This window comes from Conexibacter sp. W3-3-2, assembly GCF_009707605.1.
Classification (GTDB): domain Bacteria; phylum Actinomycetota; class Thermoleophilia; order Solirubrobacterales; family Solirubrobacteraceae; genus Paraconexibacter; species Paraconexibacter algicola.
This window is the reverse complement of the sequence record NZ_WLYW01000001.1, coordinates 1,679,284-1,696,511: the sequence shown is the minus strand read 5'-3', so window position 1 is coordinate 1,696,511 and position 17,228 is coordinate 1,679,284. Positions and strand designations below refer to the sequence as shown.

General features: G+C 71.6%; 27 protein-coding genes and 1 pseudogene. 25 read left to right on the top strand and 3 right to left on the bottom strand.

The features are described 5' to 3' along the window. The first annotated feature begins 1 nt into the window (after nt 1). The 16 genes and pseudogenes from rpsS to rplO all read left to right on the top strand — a co-directional run bounded on the left by rpsS (nt 2) and on the right by rplO (nt 7,152). Nucleotides 2-274: a 30S ribosomal protein S19 gene (gene rpsS, locus GKE82_RS08410; protein WP_107571261.1), complete on the top strand. Its 273-nt coding sequence runs from the start codon at nt 2-4 to the stop codon at nt 272-274. Beyond that, nucleotides 271-894: a 50S ribosomal protein L22 gene (rplV, locus tag GKE82_RS31295; protein WP_196189119.1), complete on the top strand. Its 624-nt coding sequence runs from the start codon at nt 271-273 to the stop codon at nt 892-894. Before rpsS ends, rplV begins: the two co-directional genes overlap by 4 nt. A gap of 3 nt (nt 895-897) precedes the next feature. After that, complete coding sequence (rpsC, locus tag GKE82_RS08400) at nt 898-1,803, top strand: 30S ribosomal protein S3 (RefSeq protein ID WP_107571262.1); 906 nt, start codon at nt 898-900, stop codon at nt 1,801-1,803. Continuing rightward, a complete protein-coding gene (gene rplP, locus GKE82_RS08395) occupies nt 1,804-2,217 on the top strand; it encodes a 50S ribosomal protein L16 (RefSeq protein WP_107571263.1) in 414 nt (137 codons plus the stop codon). A gap of 2 nt (nt 2,218-2,219) precedes the next feature. After that, nucleotides 2,220-2,423: a 50S ribosomal protein L29 gene (gene rpmC, locus GKE82_RS08390; protein WP_107571264.1), complete on the top strand. Its 204-nt coding sequence runs from the start codon at nt 2,220-2,222 to the stop codon at nt 2,421-2,423. 284 nt (nt 2,424-2,707) lie between these two features. Further along, nucleotides 2,708-2,992, top strand: coding sequence for a 30S ribosomal protein S17 (rpsQ, locus tag GKE82_RS28110; protein WP_233243962.1), 285 nt, complete (start codon nt 2,708-2,710; stop codon nt 2,990-2,992). Next, nucleotides 2,989-3,357, top strand: a complete 369-nt coding sequence (gene rplN, locus GKE82_RS08380; RefSeq protein ID WP_107571265.1) for a 50S ribosomal protein L14 — start codon at nt 2,989-2,991, stop codon at nt 3,355-3,357. Before rpsQ ends, rplN begins: the two co-directional genes overlap by 4 nt. Next, nucleotides 3,357-3,683, top strand: a complete 327-nt coding sequence (gene rplX, locus GKE82_RS08375; protein WP_154732979.1) for a 50S ribosomal protein L24 — start codon at nt 3,357-3,359, stop codon at nt 3,681-3,683. The genes rplN and rplX overlap by 1 nt, the downstream gene beginning before the upstream one ends. Before the next feature lie 11 nt (nt 3,684-3,694). After that, nucleotides 3,695-4,294 (top strand): 50S ribosomal protein L5, encoded by a 600-nt coding sequence (gene rplE / locus GKE82_RS08370; protein WP_107571266.1) that lies wholly within the window; start codon nt 3,695-3,697, stop codon nt 4,292-4,294. A 5-nt stretch (nt 4,295-4,299) separates the two neighbouring features. Next, complete coding sequence (locus tag GKE82_RS08365; RefSeq protein WP_107571267.1) at nt 4,300-4,485, top strand: type Z 30S ribosomal protein S14; 186 nt, start codon at nt 4,300-4,302, stop codon at nt 4,483-4,485. An 8-nt stretch (nt 4,486-4,493) separates the two neighbouring features. After that, complete coding sequence (gene rpsH / locus GKE82_RS08360) at nt 4,494-4,901, top strand: 30S ribosomal protein S8 (RefSeq protein ID WP_107571268.1); 408 nt, start codon at nt 4,494-4,496, stop codon at nt 4,899-4,901. A 5-nt stretch (nt 4,902-4,906) separates the two neighbouring features. Continuing rightward, nucleotides 4,907-5,440 (top strand): 50S ribosomal protein L6, encoded by a 534-nt coding sequence (gene rplF / locus GKE82_RS08355; RefSeq protein ID WP_107571269.1) that lies wholly within the window; start codon nt 4,907-4,909, stop codon nt 5,438-5,440. Further along, a pseudogene (gene rplR, locus GKE82_RS08350) lies at nt 5,437-5,778 on the top strand (50S ribosomal protein L18); the annotation flags it as partial. The gene rplF and the pseudogene rplR, both read left to right, overlap by 4 nt. A gap of 37 nt (nt 5,779-5,815) precedes the next feature. After that, nucleotides 5,816-6,454 carry a 30S ribosomal protein S5 gene (gene rpsE / locus GKE82_RS08345; RefSeq protein WP_250645386.1) on the top strand — a complete coding sequence of 213 codons (639 nt, stop codon included), beginning with the start codon at nt 5,816-5,818 and terminating at the stop codon, nt 6,452-6,454. Beyond that, a complete protein-coding gene (gene rpmD, locus GKE82_RS08340; RefSeq protein WP_107571271.1) occupies nt 6,451-6,630 on the top strand; it encodes a 50S ribosomal protein L30 in 180 nt (59 codons plus the stop codon). Before rpsE ends, rpmD begins: the two co-directional genes overlap by 4 nt. 3 nt (nt 6,631-6,633) lie before the next feature. Next, the gene (gene rplO / locus GKE82_RS08335; protein ID WP_107571272.1) at nt 6,634-7,152 is read left to right on the top strand and encodes a 50S ribosomal protein L15; all 519 of its coding nucleotides are present in this window, start codon (nt 6,634-6,636) and stop codon (nt 7,150-7,152) included. A 63-nt stretch (nt 7,153-7,215) separates the two neighbouring features. Here the strand turns inward: rplO and GKE82_RS08330 are convergent, their stop codons facing one another. Beyond that, on the bottom strand, nt 7,216-8,658 hold the full coding sequence (locus GKE82_RS08330) for a glycosyltransferase family 39 protein (RefSeq protein ID WP_154732978.1): 1,443 nt from the start codon (nt 8,656-8,658) through the stop codon (nt 7,216-7,218). Beyond that, entirely contained in the window at nt 8,655-9,269 is a 615-nt protein-coding gene (locus GKE82_RS08325; RefSeq protein WP_154732977.1) for a class I SAM-dependent methyltransferase, read from the bottom strand. Before GKE82_RS08325 ends, GKE82_RS08330 begins: the two co-directional genes overlap by 4 nt. A gap of 27 nt (nt 9,270-9,296) precedes the next feature. Between GKE82_RS08325 and GKE82_RS08320 the strand changes: the two genes are divergently transcribed. Both GKE82_RS08320 and GKE82_RS08315 read left to right on the top strand, forming a co-directional pair. Beyond that, nucleotides 9,297-10,247, top strand: coding sequence for an NAD-dependent epimerase/dehydratase family protein (locus GKE82_RS08320; RefSeq protein ID WP_154732976.1), 951 nt, complete (start codon nt 9,297-9,299; stop codon nt 10,245-10,247). Further along, nucleotides 10,244-11,332, top strand: coding sequence for a DegT/DnrJ/EryC1/StrS aminotransferase family protein (locus tag GKE82_RS08315; protein ID WP_154732975.1), 1,089 nt, complete (start codon nt 10,244-10,246; stop codon nt 11,330-11,332). The genes GKE82_RS08320 and GKE82_RS08315 overlap by 4 nt, the downstream gene beginning before the upstream one ends. Here the strand turns inward: GKE82_RS08315 and GKE82_RS08310 are convergent. Next, nucleotides 11,281-12,639: a cytochrome P450 gene (locus GKE82_RS08310; protein WP_154732974.1), complete on the bottom strand. Its 1,359-nt coding sequence runs from the start codon at nt 12,637-12,639 to the stop codon at nt 11,281-11,283. The genes GKE82_RS08315 and GKE82_RS08310 overlap by 52 nt on opposite strands. A 63-nt stretch (nt 12,640-12,702) precedes the next feature. Between GKE82_RS08310 and secY the strand changes: the two genes are divergently transcribed. The 7 genes from secY (at nt 12,703) to rpsD (ending at nt 17,150) form a co-directional block, all read left to right on the top strand. Then, a complete protein-coding gene (gene secY, locus GKE82_RS08305; RefSeq protein ID WP_107571370.1) occupies nt 12,703-13,974 on the top strand; it encodes a preprotein translocase subunit SecY in 1,272 nt (423 codons plus the stop codon). A 17-nt stretch (nt 13,975-13,991) separates the two neighbouring features. After that, nucleotides 13,992-14,654: an adenylate kinase gene (locus GKE82_RS08300; protein ID WP_107571277.1), complete on the top strand. Its 663-nt coding sequence runs from the start codon at nt 13,992-13,994 to the stop codon at nt 14,652-14,654. Between the two features lie 19 nt (nt 14,655-14,673). Then, nucleotides 14,674-15,441: a type I methionyl aminopeptidase gene (gene map, locus GKE82_RS08295; protein ID WP_107571278.1), complete on the top strand. Its 768-nt coding sequence runs from the start codon at nt 14,674-14,676 to the stop codon at nt 15,439-15,441. A gap of 169 nt (nt 15,442-15,610) precedes the next feature. Continuing rightward, complete coding sequence (rpmJ, locus tag GKE82_RS08290; protein WP_037400725.1) at nt 15,611-15,724, top strand: 50S ribosomal protein L36; 114 nt, start codon at nt 15,611-15,613, stop codon at nt 15,722-15,724. A 15-nt stretch (nt 15,725-15,739) separates the two neighbouring features. Continuing rightward, nucleotides 15,740-16,123 (top strand): 30S ribosomal protein S13, encoded by a 384-nt coding sequence (rpsM, locus tag GKE82_RS26890; protein WP_107571279.1) that lies wholly within the window; start codon nt 15,740-15,742, stop codon nt 16,121-16,123. Next, on the top strand, nt 16,124-16,519 hold the full coding sequence (rpsK, locus tag GKE82_RS26885) for a 30S ribosomal protein S11 (RefSeq protein WP_107571280.1): 396 nt from the start codon (nt 16,124-16,126) through the stop codon (nt 16,517-16,519). It begins immediately after the preceding gene. Nucleotides 16,520-16,529: 10 nt separating this feature from the next. After that, nucleotides 16,530-17,150, top strand: coding sequence for a 30S ribosomal protein S4 (rpsD, locus tag GKE82_RS08280; RefSeq protein ID WP_107571281.1), 621 nt, complete (start codon nt 16,530-16,532; stop codon nt 17,148-17,150). The last annotated feature ends 78 nt before the right edge of the window (nt 17,151-17,228 follow it).

Genomic DNA, 17,228 nt, shown 5'->3' with positions numbered 1-17,228 from the left:
CATGTCTCGCTCCAGCAAGAAGGGCCCGTTCGTCGAGGAGCGCCTGATGGCGCGCATCGACAAGATGAACGAGGGCACGAAGAAGACCATGGTGAAGACCTGGTCCCGGACCTCGACGATCTTCCCGGAGATGGTCGGGCACACGATCGCCGTGCACGACGGGCGCAAGCACGTCCCCGTGTTCGTCAGCGAGTCCATGGTCGGGCACAAGCTCGGCGAGTTCGCTCCCACCCGTACGTACCGTGGCCACGCCGGCTCGGGGAAGGTCCGATGATCGACGAGAACGAGAAGCCCGACGAGGGCACCGAGGACAGCGGGACGCCGGTCGAGGCCGAGGCCGCCGCAGAAGACACCACGACGACCGACGAGGTCGCCGAGTCTCCTGCTGAGGCCACCGCCGACGACACCCCCGCGGAGCCCACCGAGCAGGAGCCGGTCGCCGAGGCGACCGACACCGCCGACGAGGCCGACGAGGACGAGGACGACGCTCCCGCCGTCGCCGCCCCGGCTCCCCACGTCCAGAAGACCAAGCCCCGCGCCGCCGACGGCGAGCTGCAGCTCGTCCGCGCGCAGGCCAAGTACGTCCGCACCTCCGCGCGCAAGGCGCGGCTGGTCTGCGACCACCTCCGCGGCAAGTCCGTCGAGGAGGCCCGCGCGATCCTCGCGCACGCCAACCGCAACGTCGCGCAGGACTGGAGCAAGCTGCTCGAGTCGGCGGTCGCCAACGCGGAGCACAACCACGAGCTGATCGGCGAGGACCTGAAGATCCACGCCATCTACGCCGACGAAGGCCCCACCCTCAAGCGGTTCCGCCCCCGTGCCATGGGGCGCGCGACCCAGATCCGGAAGCGCACGAGCCACCTCTCGATCGCGCTGACGCCGAAGGAGCAGTAGACCATGGGTCAGAAGGTCCATCCCGAGTCCATGCGCGTGGGGTACATCCACGACTGGAAGAGCAACTGGTTCAACGAGAAGCTGTTCGCGGACTACCTCGCCGAGGACGTCGCGATCCGCAAGCACATCGTCGGCAAGCTCTCCCACGCGGGCCTCTCGCACATCACGATCCGCAAGGACGCCAACGAGGTCGAGGTGAACATCAACACCGCGCGCCCGGGCATCGTGATCGGCAAGTCCGGCAGCGAGGTCGACGCCCTGCGCAAGGACCTGCACCGGATCACCAACAAGCAGGTCAAGGTCAACATCCTCGAGATCAAGCGTCCGGAGCTCGACGCGAACCTCGTGGCCCAGTCGATCGCCGAGCAGCTGCGCAACCGCGTCGCGTTCCGGCGCGCGATGAAGCGCGCGCTCACCAGCGCGATGCGCTCCGGCGCCAAGGGCTGCAAGGTCCAGGTCTCGGGCCGCCTCGGCGGCGCGGAGATGGCCCGCACCGAGTCCTACTCCGACGGTCGCGTCCCGCTGCACACGATGCGCGCGGACATCGACTACGGCTTCTTCGAGGCCGTCACGACCTTCGGCCGCATCGGCGTGAAGTGCTGGATCAACAAGGGCGAGATCATGCCCGAGGGCTTCACCGGCGTGGACCTCACGGACCTCGACGGCCCGAGCACGCGCCAGGACGACCGTGACGGTCGCGGGCGCAACGACCGTGACGGTCGCGGCCGTGGCCGCGGGCGCGGCGGTCAGGGCGGCCGTGGCGGCCAGGGCGGAGGCCCCGGCGGCTTCGGCGGCGGTCGCGGCGGAGGCCGTGGCGGTCAGGGCGGCGGCTTCGGCGGTCGCGGCGGAGGCCCCGGCCGTGGTGGCCAGGGCGGCGGAGGCGGGCGCGGCCCGCAGGGAGGTCGATAGATGCTCGCCCCGAAGCGCATCAAGCACCGCAAGGTGCACCGTGGCCGTCGCCGCGGGCTGTCGCGCGGTCAGACGACCGTGCAGTTCGGCGAGTACGGCCTGAAGGCCCTCGAGGCCGGCTGGATCACCAACCGGCAGATCGAGGCCGCCCGTATCGCCATGACCCGCAAGATCAAGCGTGGCGGCAAGGTCTGGATCAACGTCTTCCCGGACAAGTCCTTCACCAAGAAGCCCGCCGAGACCCGCATGGGCTCCGGCAAGGGCTCGCCCGAGGGCTGGGTCGCCGTCGTCAAGCCGGGCCGCGTCATGTTCGAGCTCGCCGGCGTGCCGGAGGACCTCGCGCGTGAGGCCATGCGCCTCGCCGGTCGCAAGCTGCCCGTGAAGACGAAGGTCATCCTGCGAGAGGAGGCGTAGCCATGGACGCCAAGGCCCTGCGCGACCTCGAGGACAAGGACCTCGTGACGCACATCAAGACCCAGCGGCGTGAGCTCTTCGGGCTCCGGTTCCAGCACGCCACCGGCGAGCTCGAGAACACCGCGTCCCTGAAGACGGCGAAGCGCGAGATCGCGCGCGCCCTGACCGTCGCCCGCGAGCGCGGCATCGACACCGACAAGGCGTAGAGATGATGGTTGACGAAACTCCCGAGACCCCCGAGACCGAGGCCCCCGAGGTCGCGGCCGAGGCCGACGCCCCCGCGGCCGTCGAGGCCGAGGCGCCCGCGCCCGCGGCGGAGCCCGTCCCGCAGCTGACCCCGAAGGAGCGCAAGGCCGCGGCCCGCGCCCGTCGCGGCCAGCGCCGCCCCTCGACCCCCGAGGAGCGCGACGCGCTGCGCAAGGAGAAGGCCAAGGCGCGCAGCCGCCGCCGCCTCCAGGAGCGCGAGAAGGCGAAGGCCGCCCGCACCGAGGTGCCGGCCCCGACGGCCCCGACCAAGGAGCACGGCCCCGGCCGTCCCAAGGTCCGCCAGGGCATCGTCGTCTCCGACAAGGCCGACAAGACCATCACGGTCCGCGTCGACAACGCCAAGCGTCACCGCAAGTACCAGAAGATCGTCCGCTCGTCGACGACGCTCCACGCGCACGACGAGAACAACGATGCGGGCGCGGGCGACACCGTGCGCGTCGTCGAGTGCCGTCCGCTGTCGCGGACCAAGCGCTGGCGCCTGGTCGAGATCCTGGAGCGTGCCAAGTGATCCAGAACGAGACCCGACTCAAGGTCGCCGACAACACCGGCGCCCGCGAGATCCTCTGCATCCGCGTGCAGGGCGGCTCCCGCCGTCGCTACGCCGGCGTGGGGGACATCATCACCGCGACCGTCAAGCAGGCCACCCCGCAGGGATCGGTCAAGAAGGGCGAGGTCGTGAAGGCCGTCGTCGTGCGCACGAAGAAGAGCTTCGGCCGCGAGGACGGGACGTACATCGCGTTCGACGAGAACGCGGCCGTCATCATCGACGCGCAGAACAACCCGCGCGGCACGCGCATCTTCGGACCGGTCGCCCGCGAGCTGCGCGAGCGCAACTTCATGAAGATCGTCTCGCTCGCGCCGGAGGTGCTCTAATGGCCGTGAAGATCCGCCAGGGCGACGAGGTCGTCGTCATCGCCGGCAAGGACCGCTCCAAGACCGGCAAGGTCCTGCGCGTGGACCGCGAGAAGGACCGCGTCTACGTCGAGGGGCTGAACATCGTCAAGCGCCACCAGCGCCCGATGCAGTCCACCGACCCGGTCAAGGCCGCCGGGGGCGTCGTCGAGAAGGAAGGCCCGATCCACATCTCCAACGTCATGCTGCTCGACCCGAAGTCGAAGAAGCCCACCCGTGTCGGCGTCAGCCGTGAGAACGGCGTGCGCAACCGCGTGACGAAGTCCTCGGGCACGAAGCTCGACTAGAGGCCCTGATCATGACCGCCACCGCCACACCCGCCCGCCTGAAGGTCCGCTACGAGCAGGAGATCAAGCCGGCGCTCATCGAGCGCTTCGGCTACTCCTCCTCGATGCAGGCCCCGAAGCTCGTCAAGGTGACCCTGAACATGGGTCTCGGCGAGCACAAGCAGGACTCGAAGGTCTTCGAGCAGGCCATGGAGCAGCTCGGCACGATCGCCGGCCAGAAGCCGAACGTCCGCCGCGCCCGCAAGTCCATCGCCGCGTTCAAGCTCCGCGAGGAGATGCCCGTCGGCGCCAGCGTCACCCTCCGCGGTGCGCGCGCCTACGAGTTCATCGACCGCCTGTGCTCCGTCGCGCTCCCGCGCGTCCGCGACTTCCGCGGCCTGAAGCCCACCTCCTTCGACGGCATGGGGAACTACTCCATGGGCGTCAAGGAGCAGATCATCTTCCCCGAGATCGACTACGACGCCGTCGACCAGGTCCGCGGTCTGGACATCACGTTCACGACCACCGCGAAGACCGACGAGGAGTGCTACGCGCTGCTCGAGGCGTTCGGCATGCCGTTCTCGAAGGAGAACAACAAGTACATCCCCGCCGATCAGTCCGAGGAGGCCTGACGCACATGGCCAAGACGTCTCAGCGCGTGCGTCAGCAGCGCCCGCAGAAGTACAGCACCCGCGAGTACACCCGCTGCCGCCGCTGCGGCCGCTCTCGCGCCGTGTACCGCAAGTTCGGGGTGTGCCGCATCTGCCTGCGCGAGCTCGCGCACAACGGCTACATCCCCGGCATGACCAAGAGCAGCTGGTAGGTGCAGACATGTCGATGACCGACCCCGTCGCCGATTTCCTCACCCGCATCCGCAACGCGATCAACGCGTCGCACGAGACGGTGGACATCCCGGCGAGCAAGCTCAAGAAGGAGATCGCCCGCGTGCTGAAGGAGCAGGGCTACATCGACGCGTTCAGCGTCGAGGCCCCCAGCTCCTCGCACCCGGCCGAGCTCATCAAGATCGATCTCAAGTACTCCGACGACCGCCGCTCGGCGATCAGCGGGATCCGCCGGATCTCGCGCCCGGGCCAGCGCAACTACGTCGGGAACGCGGACATCCCCAAGGTGCAGGGTGGCCTGGGGACCGCGATCGTGTCCACGTCCAAGGGCGTGATGACCGGTCACGACGCGCGCAAGGCGGGCGTCGGTGGCGAGGTCGTCGCGTACGTCTGGTAGGCAGCATGTCCCGTATCGGCCGTAAGCCCATCCCCGTCCCCGCCGGCGTCACCGTCGGCATCCAGCCCGAGCTCGTGACCGTCAACGGTCCCAAGGGCGAGCTCAGCGAGCGCATCCATCGCGACATGACCGTCGCGCAGGAGGGCGAGGAGCTCCTCGTCACGCGCCCCACGGACCGCGGTGAGCACCGTGCCCTGCACGGCCTGACCCGTTCCCTCGTCGCCAACATGGTCGAGGGCGTCACCGAGGGCTTCAGCAAGACGCTGGAGATCCAGGGTGTCGGCTACCGCGCCGTGATGAAGGGCAAGGACCTCGAGCTGGCCCTCGGCTACTCGCACCCCGTCCCGGTCCCCGCGCCGGACGGCATCGAGTTCGAGGTGCCGCAGCCCACGCGCGTCATCGTGAAGGGCATCTCCAAGCAGCTGGTCGGCGAGACCGCTGCGTACATCCGGAAGCAGCGGCCGCCGGAGCCCTACAAGGGCAAGGGCATCCGCTACGAGGGCGAGTACGTCGCCCGGAAGGTTGGTAAGCGCGCATGAGCGTCAAGACCAAGGCCCAGGCGCGCCTCAAGCGCCGCCGCCGCGTCCGCGCGAAGGTGTCCGGCACGCCGGAGCGCCCGCGCGTGTCCGTGTTCCGCTCCAACAAGGGCATCGCCGCCCAGCTCGTCGACGACCTCGCCGGGCACACGCTCGCGTCCGTGTCGTGGACCGAGGCCGAGCTGCGGAACCTGCCGCCCAAGGAGCAGGCGGAGAAGGCCGGCAAGCTGCTCGCCGAGCGCGCGAAGGCCAAGGGCGTGGAGTCCGCGGTCTTCGACCGTGGCGGCTACCAGTTCCACGGAAACGTCAAGGCGTTCGCCGACGGCGTCCGCGAGGGGGGGCCTGGCCGTCTAGGCCGGGCACCAGCAAAGGATTTTCATGGCTGTCGATCGTTCAGTGAACCCCGGCGGGCTCGACCTGCAGGAGCGGGTCGTCGAGATCAACCGCGTCGCGAAGGTCGTCAAGGGCGGCCGCCGCTTCTCCTTCACCGCGCTGGTCGTGGTGGGGGACGAGCAGAGCGTCGTCGGTGTCGGCTACGGCAAGGCGAACGAGGTCCCGCTCGCGATCCAGAAGGCCGTCGAGCAGGCGAAGAAGAACCTGTTCCGCGTCCCCAAGCACGGCTCGACCATCACGCACCCGACCCTCGGCATCTTCGGGTCCGGCCGCGTGCTGCTTAAGCCGGCCTCGCCCGGTACCGGTGTCATCGCCGGTGGTGGCGTCCGCGCGGTGCTCGAGCTCGCGGGGATCCACGACATCCTCTCCAAGAGCCTCGGCTCGCAGAACCCGATCAACCTCGTCAAGGCGACCATCGCCGGCCTCGAGTCGCTGCGCACCCCGGCCGAGGTGGCCGACCTGCGCGGCCTGTCGGTGAACGCGGTCCTCGGCCTGGCCTCCAAGGAGGAGCGCGAGGCGATGGAGGCGCAGACGATCTCCGCCGAGGCGCCCGCCGAGGGCGAGGCCGCCGCCGAGGCGACCGACGCGCCCGCGTCGGAGAGCACCGAGGAGGTCTCCGCGTGAGCACCCTGAAGGCCACCCAGTTCAAGAGCAAGAACGGCTCGGACAAGAGCCAGCTCGACGCCCTGCGCACCCTTGGGCTGCGCAAGATCGGGCAGACCGTCGAAGTCGAGGACACGCCCCAGGCGCGCGGGAACCTGCACAAGGTCCGCCACCTGGTGCGCGTCGAGGAGTCGTAAGCCATGGCCGCGAAGAAGAAGCCGGTGGAGGAGCTGTCCGCGGAGGACGTCGCGCTCCACACCCTCAAGCCCGCCCCGGGCAGCCGCAAGAAGCGCAAGCGCGTCGGCCGTGGGCACGGCTCCGGCATGGGCAAGACCTCCGGCCGTGGCCACAAGGGCGCTGGCTCGCGCTCGGGCGCCAAGGACCGTGCGCGGTTCGAGGGCGGCCAGATGCCGATCCACATGCGGCTGCGCAAGCTGCGCGGCCCGCACATGAAGAAGTCGATGCCGTTCGAGCCGTTCCGCACGCAGACGCAGGGCGTGAACATCGGCGAGCTCGAGCGCCGCTACGACGCGGGCACCGAGGTCACCCCGGAGCTGCTCGCGAAGGCCGGCCTCGCGCAGGCGAAGGACGTGCCGGTGAAGATCCTCGCCAAGGGGACCATCACCAAGCCGATGACCGTGCACGCGCACAAGTTCTCGGGCGCCGCCAAGGAGGCCATCGAGGCCGCCGGCGGCACCGTCGTCGTCATCGAGTCCTAGCCGGACCCGACACCACGTCGTGCCACGGGGCGCCGTCCGCAGGGACGGCGCCCCGTCGTCGTCTCAGCAGCGCGTGTAGATCGCGAACCGACGGCCCGGGCTACGGCCCCGGAACCGCAGCTCCGACGGCACCCGCTGCGTCACCGCGGCCGGTGCCCCGACCCCCGCGGTGAACGACCCGTAGGCCGCGTTGTGCAGCAGCCGGAAGCCCTGGGGGAGCAGCACCACGCCGGGGCGACGCCGCTCGTCGAGGTCGCTGCGGGCGATCACCCGGTCCTCGCGACCGCCGACGAGCCAGCGCGTCACCGGCAGGAGCTTGTGGGTCGGCACCGCGATCGGTCCGCAGGCGCGAGCGCGGCGGACCGCGGGGGTCCGCAGCGCGGCGGCGAGGTCGCGCTCGACCGCCACGCGGAAGCGCAGCTCCGACGCCGCGGAGGCCGGGTGCAGGCGCGTCGCCAGGAGGCCGCCCGCCGTCGCGAGGACCGCGACGGCGGCCAGCGCGACCCCGCGCCGCGCGGCGAGGACCAGTCGGCCGCCGGTCGCGACGAGGTGCCCGGCGTAGACCAGCAGCACCACGGCGAGCACCGCCGCGTAGCGGGGCACCTGCGCGGACACGCCGCCGACCACCAGGGCGCAGAAGGTCAGCAGCCCCAGTGCGCCCGTGCCGAGGAGCACGAGGTCCGTGCGCGACGGGGATCCGCGGCGCAGCGCGAGCACCAGGCCGGCGATCCCGGCCGCGAGGACCGGCGGCTTGAGCACCTCGCGCAGCGCGCCGTACACCGACTCCGGCAGGTGCAGCAGCCCGCGCGTGCGCCCGAGGTCGCTCGCCGCGTCGGTGGTGTATGTGAACGAGAACAGCGGGTTCCCCGTGACCACCAGGTCGGTCAGGGCCCACAGGACGGGTGCGAGGGCGACGAGCACGCCGCGGCGCACGATCGCCGCGGGCGGACCGCCGAGCCACAGCGCGTAGGCGCCCGCCATCACCCACGCCTCGGGGCGCAGCAGGCCGGCGGCCACCAGCAGCACCCAGACGATCCTGCCGCGGCGTGGCCGCTCCGCCTCGAGCGCCGCGGCCCAGATCACCAGGGCCACGAACGGGACGTCGAGGAAGCCGAAGGCCGCGTAGAACCCGAAGTTCAGCCGTGTCAGCAGGAGGGCGGCGGCGACCACCCCCGCGGCCGGCCCGAACACGCGCGCCCCGAGCCGGTACGTCCCGACCGCCAGGGCGACCAGCGCGAGCACGGTCACGAGGGTCATGCCGCGGCCCGCCTGCTCGCCGAGCGGGGCGAGCAGCACCGAGAGGGCCAGCCACAGCGGATGCTCCGTCGGCGCGTGGAAGCCGTCGAAGGCCGGCATGCGCCCGGCGAGCACGTCGCGGCCCCAGACCAGCGAGGCGAGCGAGTCGTAGGTGGGCGCCACCGGGTAGCGGATCCACGCCCACGCCGCCAGCGCGAGCAGGGCGGCCGACGCGAGCGCCGGGGCGGCCCGCGCCGCCCGGGCGCTCAACGCGCGAGGACGCGCCCCAGCGTCCACGGGAAGGCGCTGCGCAGCTCGACGAGCCGGCCGTGGGCGGCCAGCAGGCGCGACGCGTCGGCACGCGAGAAGTGGTGGACGTGGCCCGGGGTGTTGCCCAGCCGTCGCAGGTGCGCGCCACGCGCGACGTTGAGGATCCGCCAGAGCGGCTCGCGCGGCACGGTCACGACGATGCCCGCGCGGCTCACCCGCAGCGCCTCGCGCAGCGCCGCGTCGGCGTCGGGGACCAGCTGGAGCATCTCGACGAGGCACACGAGGTCGAAGGACCCGTCGTCGAACGGCAGCCGGGTCGCGTCGCCGGTGACGAACTCGAGGTCCGGGCGCGCCGCCCAGTGCGGACGCAGCTTCGGCACGTCCAGATCGAGTCCGACCGCCCGCTCGACCCCGGGCAGCGCGGCGAGGTGCGCGGTGACCACGCCCTCGCCGCAGCCGACCTCGAGCACGGTCCGCGGGGCGGCCGGGACCACGAGCCCGTCGAACGCCGTCCAGAAGCCGCGCAGCATCCGCTGCACGAGCGGATTCCGTGACCCGTACTTGTCGTACGCGTTCCCGGAGTACGTGTCCGGTACCGATCCTTCCGTCATCGCCGCGATGATGGCACCATCTGCGCCGTGGGTCGCGCATTGCTGATCGGGGGCGCGGGCTTCATCGGTGCGCACCTCGCCCGTGAGCTCGTGTCCCGCTCCACCGCGGTCGCCGTCCTGGACGCCGACCGCGACTACCGGCCCGGCGGCGACGCCGTGGCCGCCGCGACGCGCGCCTGGCGTCGACGATCCCTCCTGACGGACGTCGACGTCCACCTCGGCGACGCCGCCGACCCGCTGCTCCTCGCCGGGCTGCTGCGGGAGCTCCGCCCGGACGTGGTGGTGCACCTCGCCAACCTGCCGCTCGCCGCGGTCGCCGCCCGCGATCCGGACCTCGCGCGGACGGCGATCGTCGACGTGACCGCCACCGTCGTGCGCGCCGTCGCCGCAGACACCGGACGGCCGCGCCTGGTGTACGTCTCGTCGAGCATGGTCTACGGGGACTTCGTGCACGACCCGCAGCCCGAGGACGCGATCCTGCGGCCGCTGGAGCCGTACGGGCGCGCGAAGCTCCTCGCCGAGCAGCTCGTGCGGGCCGCGCCGGTGCCGTGGACGATCGTGCGCCCCTCGGCCGTCTACGGGCCGGGAGACGCGGGCGGGCGGGTCCTGCAGCGGCTCGTCGACGCGGCACGGTCGGGGACGCCCTTCACGCTGCGGGCGGATCCGCGCACGCGCCTGGACTTCACGTGGGTGGAGGACCTCGCGGTGGGCATCGCGGACGCCGCGACGAGCACCGCGGCGGTGGGGGAGACCCTGAACCTCACCGCCGGCCGCAGCCGCTCCCTCGCGGAGGCGATCGCGGCGATCCGCGACCTCGGCCACGACCTGGAGGTCCGCACCGCCCCCGGCGGGCGCCGGGTGCCGCGTCGCGGGACGCTCGACATCGCACGCGCCCGCGCGCTCCTCGGGTTCGCTCCGACGCACGCGCTCGAGGACGGCCTGCACCGCTACCTGCGTCACGCGGAGCTCGTCGCGTGACCCGGGTCCCGTTCTTCGCCGGCGCGCGCACCTGGGCCGAGCACGGTGCGCGCCACCTGGAGCTGATCGGTGCCGCGCTGGCGGACGGCCGTGCACTCCAGGCGCCCGCGGTCGCCGCGTTCGAGACCGCGCTCGCCGACGCCTGCGGTCGCGAGCACGCGGTCGCCGTCGGGTCGGGCACGGACGCGCTCGCGTTCGCGCTGCTGGCCGCCGGTGTCGGTCCGGGAGCGGAGGTCCTGGTCCCCGCGGTGTCGTTCGTGGCGTCGGCCTCGTGCGTGCTGCGCGTCGGCGCCGTGCCGGTCTTCGTCGACGTCGACGGGCACGGGCTGCTCGACCTCGACGACGCGGCGCGGGCGCTGTCCCCGCGCACGCGCGCGCTCGTCGCCGTCGACCTCTACGGCCAGCCGGTCGACGGCGACGCGTTCGAGGTGTTCGCGGCGGCGCACGACCTCGTCCTCGTCGAGGACGTCGCGCAGGCGCTCGGGGCGCACTGGCGGGACCGCCCCGCGGGGTCCATCGGCGCGGTCGCCTGCTGCTCGTTCGACCCGACGAAGAACGTGTCGGCGCCCGGCAGCGGCGGTGCCGCCCTCTGCGACGACCCGGAGCTGGCCGCCCGGCTGCGCCGGCTGCGCTGGCACGGCCGCGACGCGGACGGCCTCCACGCCGAGCTCGGCTACAACTCCCAGCTCTCGACCGCCTGCGCGGTCGTGCTCCACGACAAGCTCGCGCTGACCGCGGGGTGGACCGAGCGTCGTCGCGCGATCGCGGCCGCCTACGACGACGCGCTCGCCGAGACCGAAGCGCGACCGCTCGGCGTCGCACCCGACCGCACCCACGTGTTCCACAAGTACGTGCTGCGCAGCCCGGACCGCGACGGCCTCCGTGCGCGCCTGGACGCCGCCGGGATCGACACGCTCGTCCACTATGCCTTGCCGCTGACGCGCCAGCCGCTGTTCGCCGCGGGGCCCGGCGTGCGCCCGTGCCCTGCGGCGGAGCGCCTCTGCTCAGCGGCGCTGTCGCTGCCGATCCACGCCTACCTGGACGACGACGAGGTCGCCAGGGTCTGCGCGGCCCTCGCCGCGTAGCCGCCGCGGTCGCCCAGCACGACGAGCCCGCCGCGGGCGGGGGAGACGGTGATGTGCCGGCGCAGTGGCCCCTCGCCGCCGTCGCCGACGGCCTGCACGGTGCGGCGGCGCAGCAGCTCGCGCAGCACGATCCGCATCTCGAGCATCGCGAAGCTCATCCCCAGGCAGCGCCTGCGGCCGCCGCCGAACGGCACGAACGTGTAGGTGCCCGGCGGTCGCTCCAGGAACCGCTCCGGCCGGAAGCGGTGGGGCTGCGGGTAGATCTCGGGGTCGTGGTGGATGAGGTGGACGTTCGCGGTGATCGCGCACGTGCCCGCCGTGTAGCGGCGACCGCCGAGCTCGACGTCGCGATGCACCGCGCGCGGCTGGGCGAAGAGGAGGACCGGGCGCATCCGCAGCCCCTCGTTCAGCACCGCCGTCAGATACGCGTCGTCATCGGCGTCCGCCGCCCGGACCGCCGTCGCGAGCACGTCGGGGGTGCGCGCCAGCCGCTCGAACGTCCACGCCAGCTGCGAGGCGGTCGTCTCGTGCCCGGCGACGAGCAGCGTCATCAGCTCGTCGGCGATCTCGTCGTCGGCCATCGGCCGCCCGCCACCGGCGTCGCCGTGCCGTGCGCCGAGGAGCATCGCGAGGACGTCGTCGCCGTCGTGGTCGCGGTCGGCGCGCCGGGCGCGGATCTCCTCGTGCAGCAGCGCGAGCGCCTCGCGACGGACCCGCAGGAACCGGCCCCACGGGGAGCGCGGCCCGAGATCGCGCTGCAGCGCCGGCAGCATGTTCACGGGCGCCGAGCCACGCTCGAGGTAGTCCGTGAGCACGGTCTCGAAGCGCTCGAGCCGCGGACCGGCGCGCAGGCCGAAGATCGCCCGCAGGATCACCCGCAGCGTCAGCAGCTGCATCCGCGGGTGGAGCGCCACCGGCTCGTCGCGGGGCAGCTCGTCGACGGCGCGCGCGGTCAGCTCCTCGAGCGCCTCCGTGAGCGCGGTCATGCGGTCACCGTGGAACGCCGGGAGCATCATCCGCCGCTGCTCCAGGTGCGCGTCCTCGTCGAGCACGAGGACCGAGTGCGAGCCGAGGATCGGCTCGAGGATCCGGCCGCCCTCCCCGGGGTGCAGCACGTCCGGCGGTGCGGTGAACAGCTCCTTCACGTGCGCCGGATCGGTCAGGCACACGATCGGGGCGCCGACCTTCAGCCGCAGCGTGAACGTCGGGCCGTACCGCTCCCGGCACTCCTCGAACAGCGGGACGGGCGCGCGCAGCCACCGCAACGTCTGGACGAGCGGCGGGGCGGAGGGGCCGGGCGGCAGCATCCGCGCAGGCTAACGCCGGGCGGTGGGGCGGCGACAGGGGCGATTCCCTACCATCCACGGACCGTGATCTCGACGATCCTCAGCACGTTCACCGTGGCGGAGATTCGCAAGAAGCTCCTGTTCACGATGATGATCCTCGCCCTCTACCGGGTGGGCGCGCACATCCCCGTGCCCGGAGTGAACCTGGAGGCCGTGCAGTCGGTCCAGGAGAACTTCGGTGGCGGCGGCGTCCTGAACCTGCTGAACACCTTCAGCGGCGGTGGCCTGTCGCAGTTCGCGATCTTCGCGCTCGGGATCATGCCGTACATCACGGCGTCGATCATCCTGCAGCTGCTGACCGTCGTCGTCCCGTCGCTGGAGAAGCTCTCCAAGGAGGGCGAGGTCGGGCAGGCGCGCATCACGCAGTACACGCGCTACCTCACGGTGGGCCTCGCGTTCGCCCAGGCGATCGGCTTCACGTTCCTGTTCCGCAGCTTCGAGGCGGGCGCCGGGCAGTCGGTCATCGAGAACTTCGACACGCCGCACGTGTTCCTCATCGTGCTGTCGCTCACCGCCGGCACCGTGCTGCTCATGTGGATGGGCGAGCTGATCACCCAGCGCGGCATCGGCAACGGCATCTCGCTGATGATCTTCGCGTCGATCGTCAGCGGCCTGCCGAACGGCATCAACGCCTGGTGGAACAGCCCCGACCAGGTGTTCCGCGTGATGATGCCGTTCCTCGCGCTCGCCGTCATCGCCGCGATCGTCTTCATCCAGGAGGGGCAGCGCCGCATCCCCGTCCAGTACGCCAAGCGCGTCATCGGGCGCCGGATGAGCTCCGGCGGGCAGACCTACCTGCCGCTGCGCGTGAACATGGCCGGCGTCATCCCGGTCATCTTCGCCGCCTCGATCATGGCGTTCCCGCCGACCGTCGGGCAGCTCATCCAGCAGCCCTGGGCGCAGGACCTCTCGACGTTCTTCAACCCGTCGGACGCGCCCTACCTGATCGGCGAGACGATCTTCATCATCCTCTTCACGTACTTCTACACCGCGGTCACCTTCAACCCCGTGGACCAGGCCGAGAACCTGAAGAAGTACGGCGGCTTCATCCCCGGCGTGCGGCCCGGCCGGCCGACCGCCGAGTTCCTCGACCGGGTCCTCGCGCGCCTGACGTTCCCGGGCGCGCTGTACCTCGCGGCGGTCGCCGCGTTCCCGACGCTGCTCATCAACCAGACGAGCGCGAACTTCTTCTTCGGCGGCACGTCGCTGCTGATCGTCGTCGGCGTCGCGCTCGACACGATGAAGCAGCTCGAGGCGCAGCTGATGATGCGCAACTACGAAGGCTTCCTGAAGTAGATAGGGTCCCGCGCCCCGTGACCGAGCTGAACCTCATCCTCCTCGGCCCTCCCGGGGCCGGCAAGGGCACCCAGGCCGAGCGCATCCTCGCGGACTTCCCGCAGATCGCGTACATCTCGACCGGGAACATGCTGCGCGCCCACGTCGCCGACGGCACCGAGCTCGGCAAGGAGGCCAAGTCCTACATGGACTCCGGCGGCCTCGTGCCCGACGAGCTCGTGACGAAGATGGCGCTCGACCGGCTCGCCCAGGACGACACGCGCGACGGCGTGCTGCTCGACGGCTTCCCGCGCAAGGTCACGCAGGCCGAGGCGCTCGCCGGCTCCGGCCGCAAGCTCTCCGGCGTGCTGCTGATCGACGTCGACGACGAGGAGATCGTGCGCCGCGTGTCCGGCCGTCGCGTCTCCAAGAGCGGCCGCGTCTACCACGTCGACTTCGACCCGCCCAAGCACGAGGGCCGCTGCGACGTCGACGGCTCGGTGCTGATCCAGCGCGACGACGACAAGCCCGAGGTCGTCCGCGAGCGGCTCGCCGTCTACCACCGCGACACCGCGCCGCTGATCGCCTACTACGAGGACCAGGGCCTGCTCGCCCGCGTCGACGGCACCCGCCCGCCGACCGAGGTCCACGACCACATCCGCGCGACGATCGCCACCTGGCGGCTCGAAGAGCAGCTCTGACGCGCACGCGGTCGCACCGATGATCGTCACGAAGTCCCGCGAGGAAATCGAGCGCATGGCCGCGGCCGGCGCGATCCACACGCGGACGATGAAGCTGCTCGCCGGGAAGATCCGCGAGGGCGTCACCACCGCCGAGCTCGACGCCGCCGCCGAGAAGTACATCCGCTCGCAGGGCGCGATCCCGTCGTTCAAGGGCTACCGGGGGTTCCCGGGCTCGATCTGCGCCTCGCCGAACTCGATGGTCGTCCACGGGATCCCGGGTCCCTACGCGCTCGCGAAGGGCGACATCATCTCGATCGACATCGGCGTCACCTACGACGGCTGGGTCGCCGACGGGGCGGTCACGTTCCCGGTCGGCCCGGTCACGCCCGTGGCCGAGAAGCTGCTCGACACGACGAAGCGGTCGCTGTTCGCCGCCGTCGACGCGTGCCAGGCCGGCAACCGTCTCGGCGACCTCTCCAGCGCCGTGCAGACCGTCGTCGAGGCCGAGGGCCTGAGCGTCGTGCGCTCGCTCGTCGGGCACGGCATCGGCCGCGACATGCACGAGGACCCGCAGGTCCCCAACTACGGGGAGCCGGGCCGCGGCCCGCTGCTGGAGCCGGGCATGGTGCTCGCGGTCGAGCCGATGGTCAACGCCGGGCGGCACATGGTCCGCATGGGCGACGACGGCTGGGCGATCTACTCGCAGGACGGCTCGCTGGCCGCCCACTTCGAGTTCACGATCGCGATCCTGCCCGAGGGCCCGCGCATCCTCACGCCCTGGCACGAGGAAGGGATCGGCGAGTAGCCGCAGACGGCAGGGGGACCGGACGGCACCGTCGTTCGGACCTTTGCTATCTTGCTCCGTCGGTGCGCCGCTGGCGTCGTCTGCCGCGTGCGCGCTCATCCGCGACTGGTAGCGGCAGCCACCACGGCGGCCAGAGCCAGACTTCGCCGGGACACAGCCGAAAGGGATCATGAAAGTACGACCGTCGGTCAAGCCGATGTGCGAGAAGTGCAAGATCATCCGCCGTCACGGTGCGGTGCTCGTGATCTGCCAGAACCCCCGCCACAAGCAGCGGCAGGGATAGAGGAGCTCCACACGCATGGCACGTATTGCGGGGATCAACATCCCGCTCAACAAGCGGATCGAGATCGGTCTGACGTACGTCTACGGGATCGGCCGCTCGACCTCGAACGAGCTGCTGGCGAAGGCCGGCATCGACCCTGACACCTACGTCCGGGATCTCACCGAGGCCGAGGTCACCAAGCTCCGCGACCTCATCGACTCCGACGTCATCGTCGAGGGCGATCTGCGGCGCGAGCGCTCCCAGAACATCAAGCGGCTGATGGAGATCGGCTGCTACCGCGGCCTGCGCCACCGTCGTGGCCTCCCCGTCCGCGGCCAGAAGACGAAGACCAACGCCCGCACGCGCAAGGGCCCGAAGCGCATGAGCGTCGCCGGCAAGAAGAAGGCAGGGAAGAAGTAGATGCCCGCTCCCAAGCGTCCCGCGCGCGGCCGCCGCAAGCCGAAGAAGAACATCCCCATCGGTCAGGCGCACATCAAGACCAGCTTCAACAACACGATCGTGTCCCTCACCGACCGCGAGGGCAACGTCATCGCGTGGGAGTCCGCCGGCGGCGCCGGGTTCAAGGGCTCGCGCAAGTCGACGCCGTTCGCCGCGCAGGTGACCGCCGACGCCGCCGCCCGCAAGGGCATCGAGCAGGGCCTCCAGAAGGTCGAGGTCTTCGTCAAGGGTCCCGGCTCCGGCCGCGAGACCGCGATCCGCTCGCTGCAGGCCGCCGGACTCGAGGTCACCGGCGTGAAGGACGTCACCCCGCAGGCCCACAACGGCTGCCGCCCCCGCAAGCGGCGCCGCGTCTAAGGATTCTCAGATGGCTCGTGATACCGGTGCCCAGTGCAAGCAGTGCCGTCGTGAGGGGCAGAAGCTCTTCCTGAAGGGCGAGCGCTGCCTGACCGACAAGTGCGGCGTCGAGCGCCGCGCGTACCCGCCGGGCGACCACGGCCGTGGCCGCCAGAAGCAGAGCGAGTACCGCGTCCAGCTGCGCGAGAAGCAGAAGGCGCGTCGCTACTACGGCGTCCTCGAGAAGCAGTTCCGCCTGTACTACGACAAGGCCTCCCGCCAGGACGGCATCACCGGCGAGAACCTCCTCGCGCTGCTCGAGCGCCGCTTCGACAACGTGCTCGTCCGCCTCGGCTTCGCCGCGTCGCGCCGTCAGGCCCGCCAGCTCATCCGTCACGGTCACTGGACGATCAACGGCCGTCGGGTCGACATCCCCAGCTACCAGGTGCGCGAGGGCGACGTCATCGCCGTCAAGGCGAACACGCCCGCCGACCAGATCATCCGCGACGCCACCGAGCTCACCGCGCAGGTCCCGGCCTGGCTGCAGGCCGACCACGACTCCCTCACCGCGAAGGTCCTCCGCGCGCCCGAGCGCCGCGAGATCACCGCGCCGGTGCAGGAGCAGCTGATCGTCGAGCTGTACTCCAAGTAGCAGGTGCGCCCGCGCCGCCGTCGCCCGTTCCCGGGGGCGATGGCGGCGCGTCGCACCAGGCGTGCCCGACGAAGCGCG

What these genes read in the sequence shown, in the direction of transcription:
- rpsS (WP_107571261.1), top strand. Translation starts at nt 2, where the DNA reads ATGTCTCGCTCCAGCAAGAAGGGCCCGTTCGTCGAGGAGCGCCTGATG.
- rplV (WP_196189119.1), top strand. Translation starts at nt 271, where the DNA reads ATGATCGACGAGAACGAGAAGCCCGACGAGGGCACCGAGGACAGCGGG.
- rpsC (WP_107571262.1), top strand. Translation starts at nt 898, where the DNA reads ATGGGTCAGAAGGTCCATCCCGAGTCCATGCGCGTGGGGTACATCCAC.
- rplP (WP_107571263.1), top strand. Translation starts at nt 1,804, where the DNA reads ATGCTCGCCCCGAAGCGCATCAAGCACCGCAAGGTGCACCGTGGCCGT.
- rpmC (WP_107571264.1), top strand. Translation starts at nt 2,220, where the DNA reads ATGGACGCCAAGGCCCTGCGCGACCTCGAGGACAAGGACCTCGTGACG.
- rplX (WP_154732979.1), top strand. Translation starts at nt 3,357, where the DNA reads ATGGCCGTGAAGATCCGCCAGGGCGACGAGGTCGTCGTCATCGCCGGC.
- rplE (WP_107571266.1), top strand. Translation starts at nt 3,695, where the DNA reads ATGACCGCCACCGCCACACCCGCCCGCCTGAAGGTCCGCTACGAGCAG.
- GKE82_RS08365 (WP_107571267.1), top strand. Translation starts at nt 4,300, where the DNA reads ATGGCCAAGACGTCTCAGCGCGTGCGTCAGCAGCGCCCGCAGAAGTAC.
- rpsH (WP_107571268.1), top strand. Translation starts at nt 4,494, where the DNA reads ATGTCGATGACCGACCCCGTCGCCGATTTCCTCACCCGCATCCGCAAC.
- rplF (WP_107571269.1), top strand. Translation starts at nt 4,907, where the DNA reads ATGTCCCGTATCGGCCGTAAGCCCATCCCCGTCCCCGCCGGCGTCACC.
- rpsE (WP_250645386.1), top strand. Translation starts at nt 5,816, where the DNA reads ATGGCTGTCGATCGTTCAGTGAACCCCGGCGGGCTCGACCTGCAGGAG.
- rplO (WP_107571272.1), top strand. Translation starts at nt 6,634, where the DNA reads ATGGCCGCGAAGAAGAAGCCGGTGGAGGAGCTGTCCGCGGAGGACGTC.
- GKE82_RS08325 (WP_154732977.1), bottom strand. Translation starts at nt 9,269, where the DNA reads ATGACGGAAGGATCGGTACCGGACACGTACTCCGGGAACGCGTACGAC.
- GKE82_RS08310 (WP_154732974.1), bottom strand. Translation starts at nt 12,639, where the DNA reads ATGCTGCCGCCCGGCCCCTCCGCCCCGCCGCTCGTCCAGACGTTGCGG.
- map (WP_107571278.1), top strand. Translation starts at nt 14,674, where the DNA reads ATGATCGTCACGAAGTCCCGCGAGGAAATCGAGCGCATGGCCGCGGCC.
- rpmJ (WP_037400725.1), top strand. Translation starts at nt 15,611, where the DNA reads ATGAAAGTACGACCGTCGGTCAAGCCGATGTGCGAGAAGTGCAAGATC.
- rpsM (WP_107571279.1), top strand. Translation starts at nt 15,740, where the DNA reads ATGGCACGTATTGCGGGGATCAACATCCCGCTCAACAAGCGGATCGAG.
- rpsK (WP_107571280.1), top strand. Translation starts at nt 16,124, where the DNA reads ATGCCCGCTCCCAAGCGTCCCGCGCGCGGCCGCCGCAAGCCGAAGAAG.
- rpsD (WP_107571281.1), top strand. Translation starts at nt 16,530, where the DNA reads ATGGCTCGTGATACCGGTGCCCAGTGCAAGCAGTGCCGTCGTGAGGGG.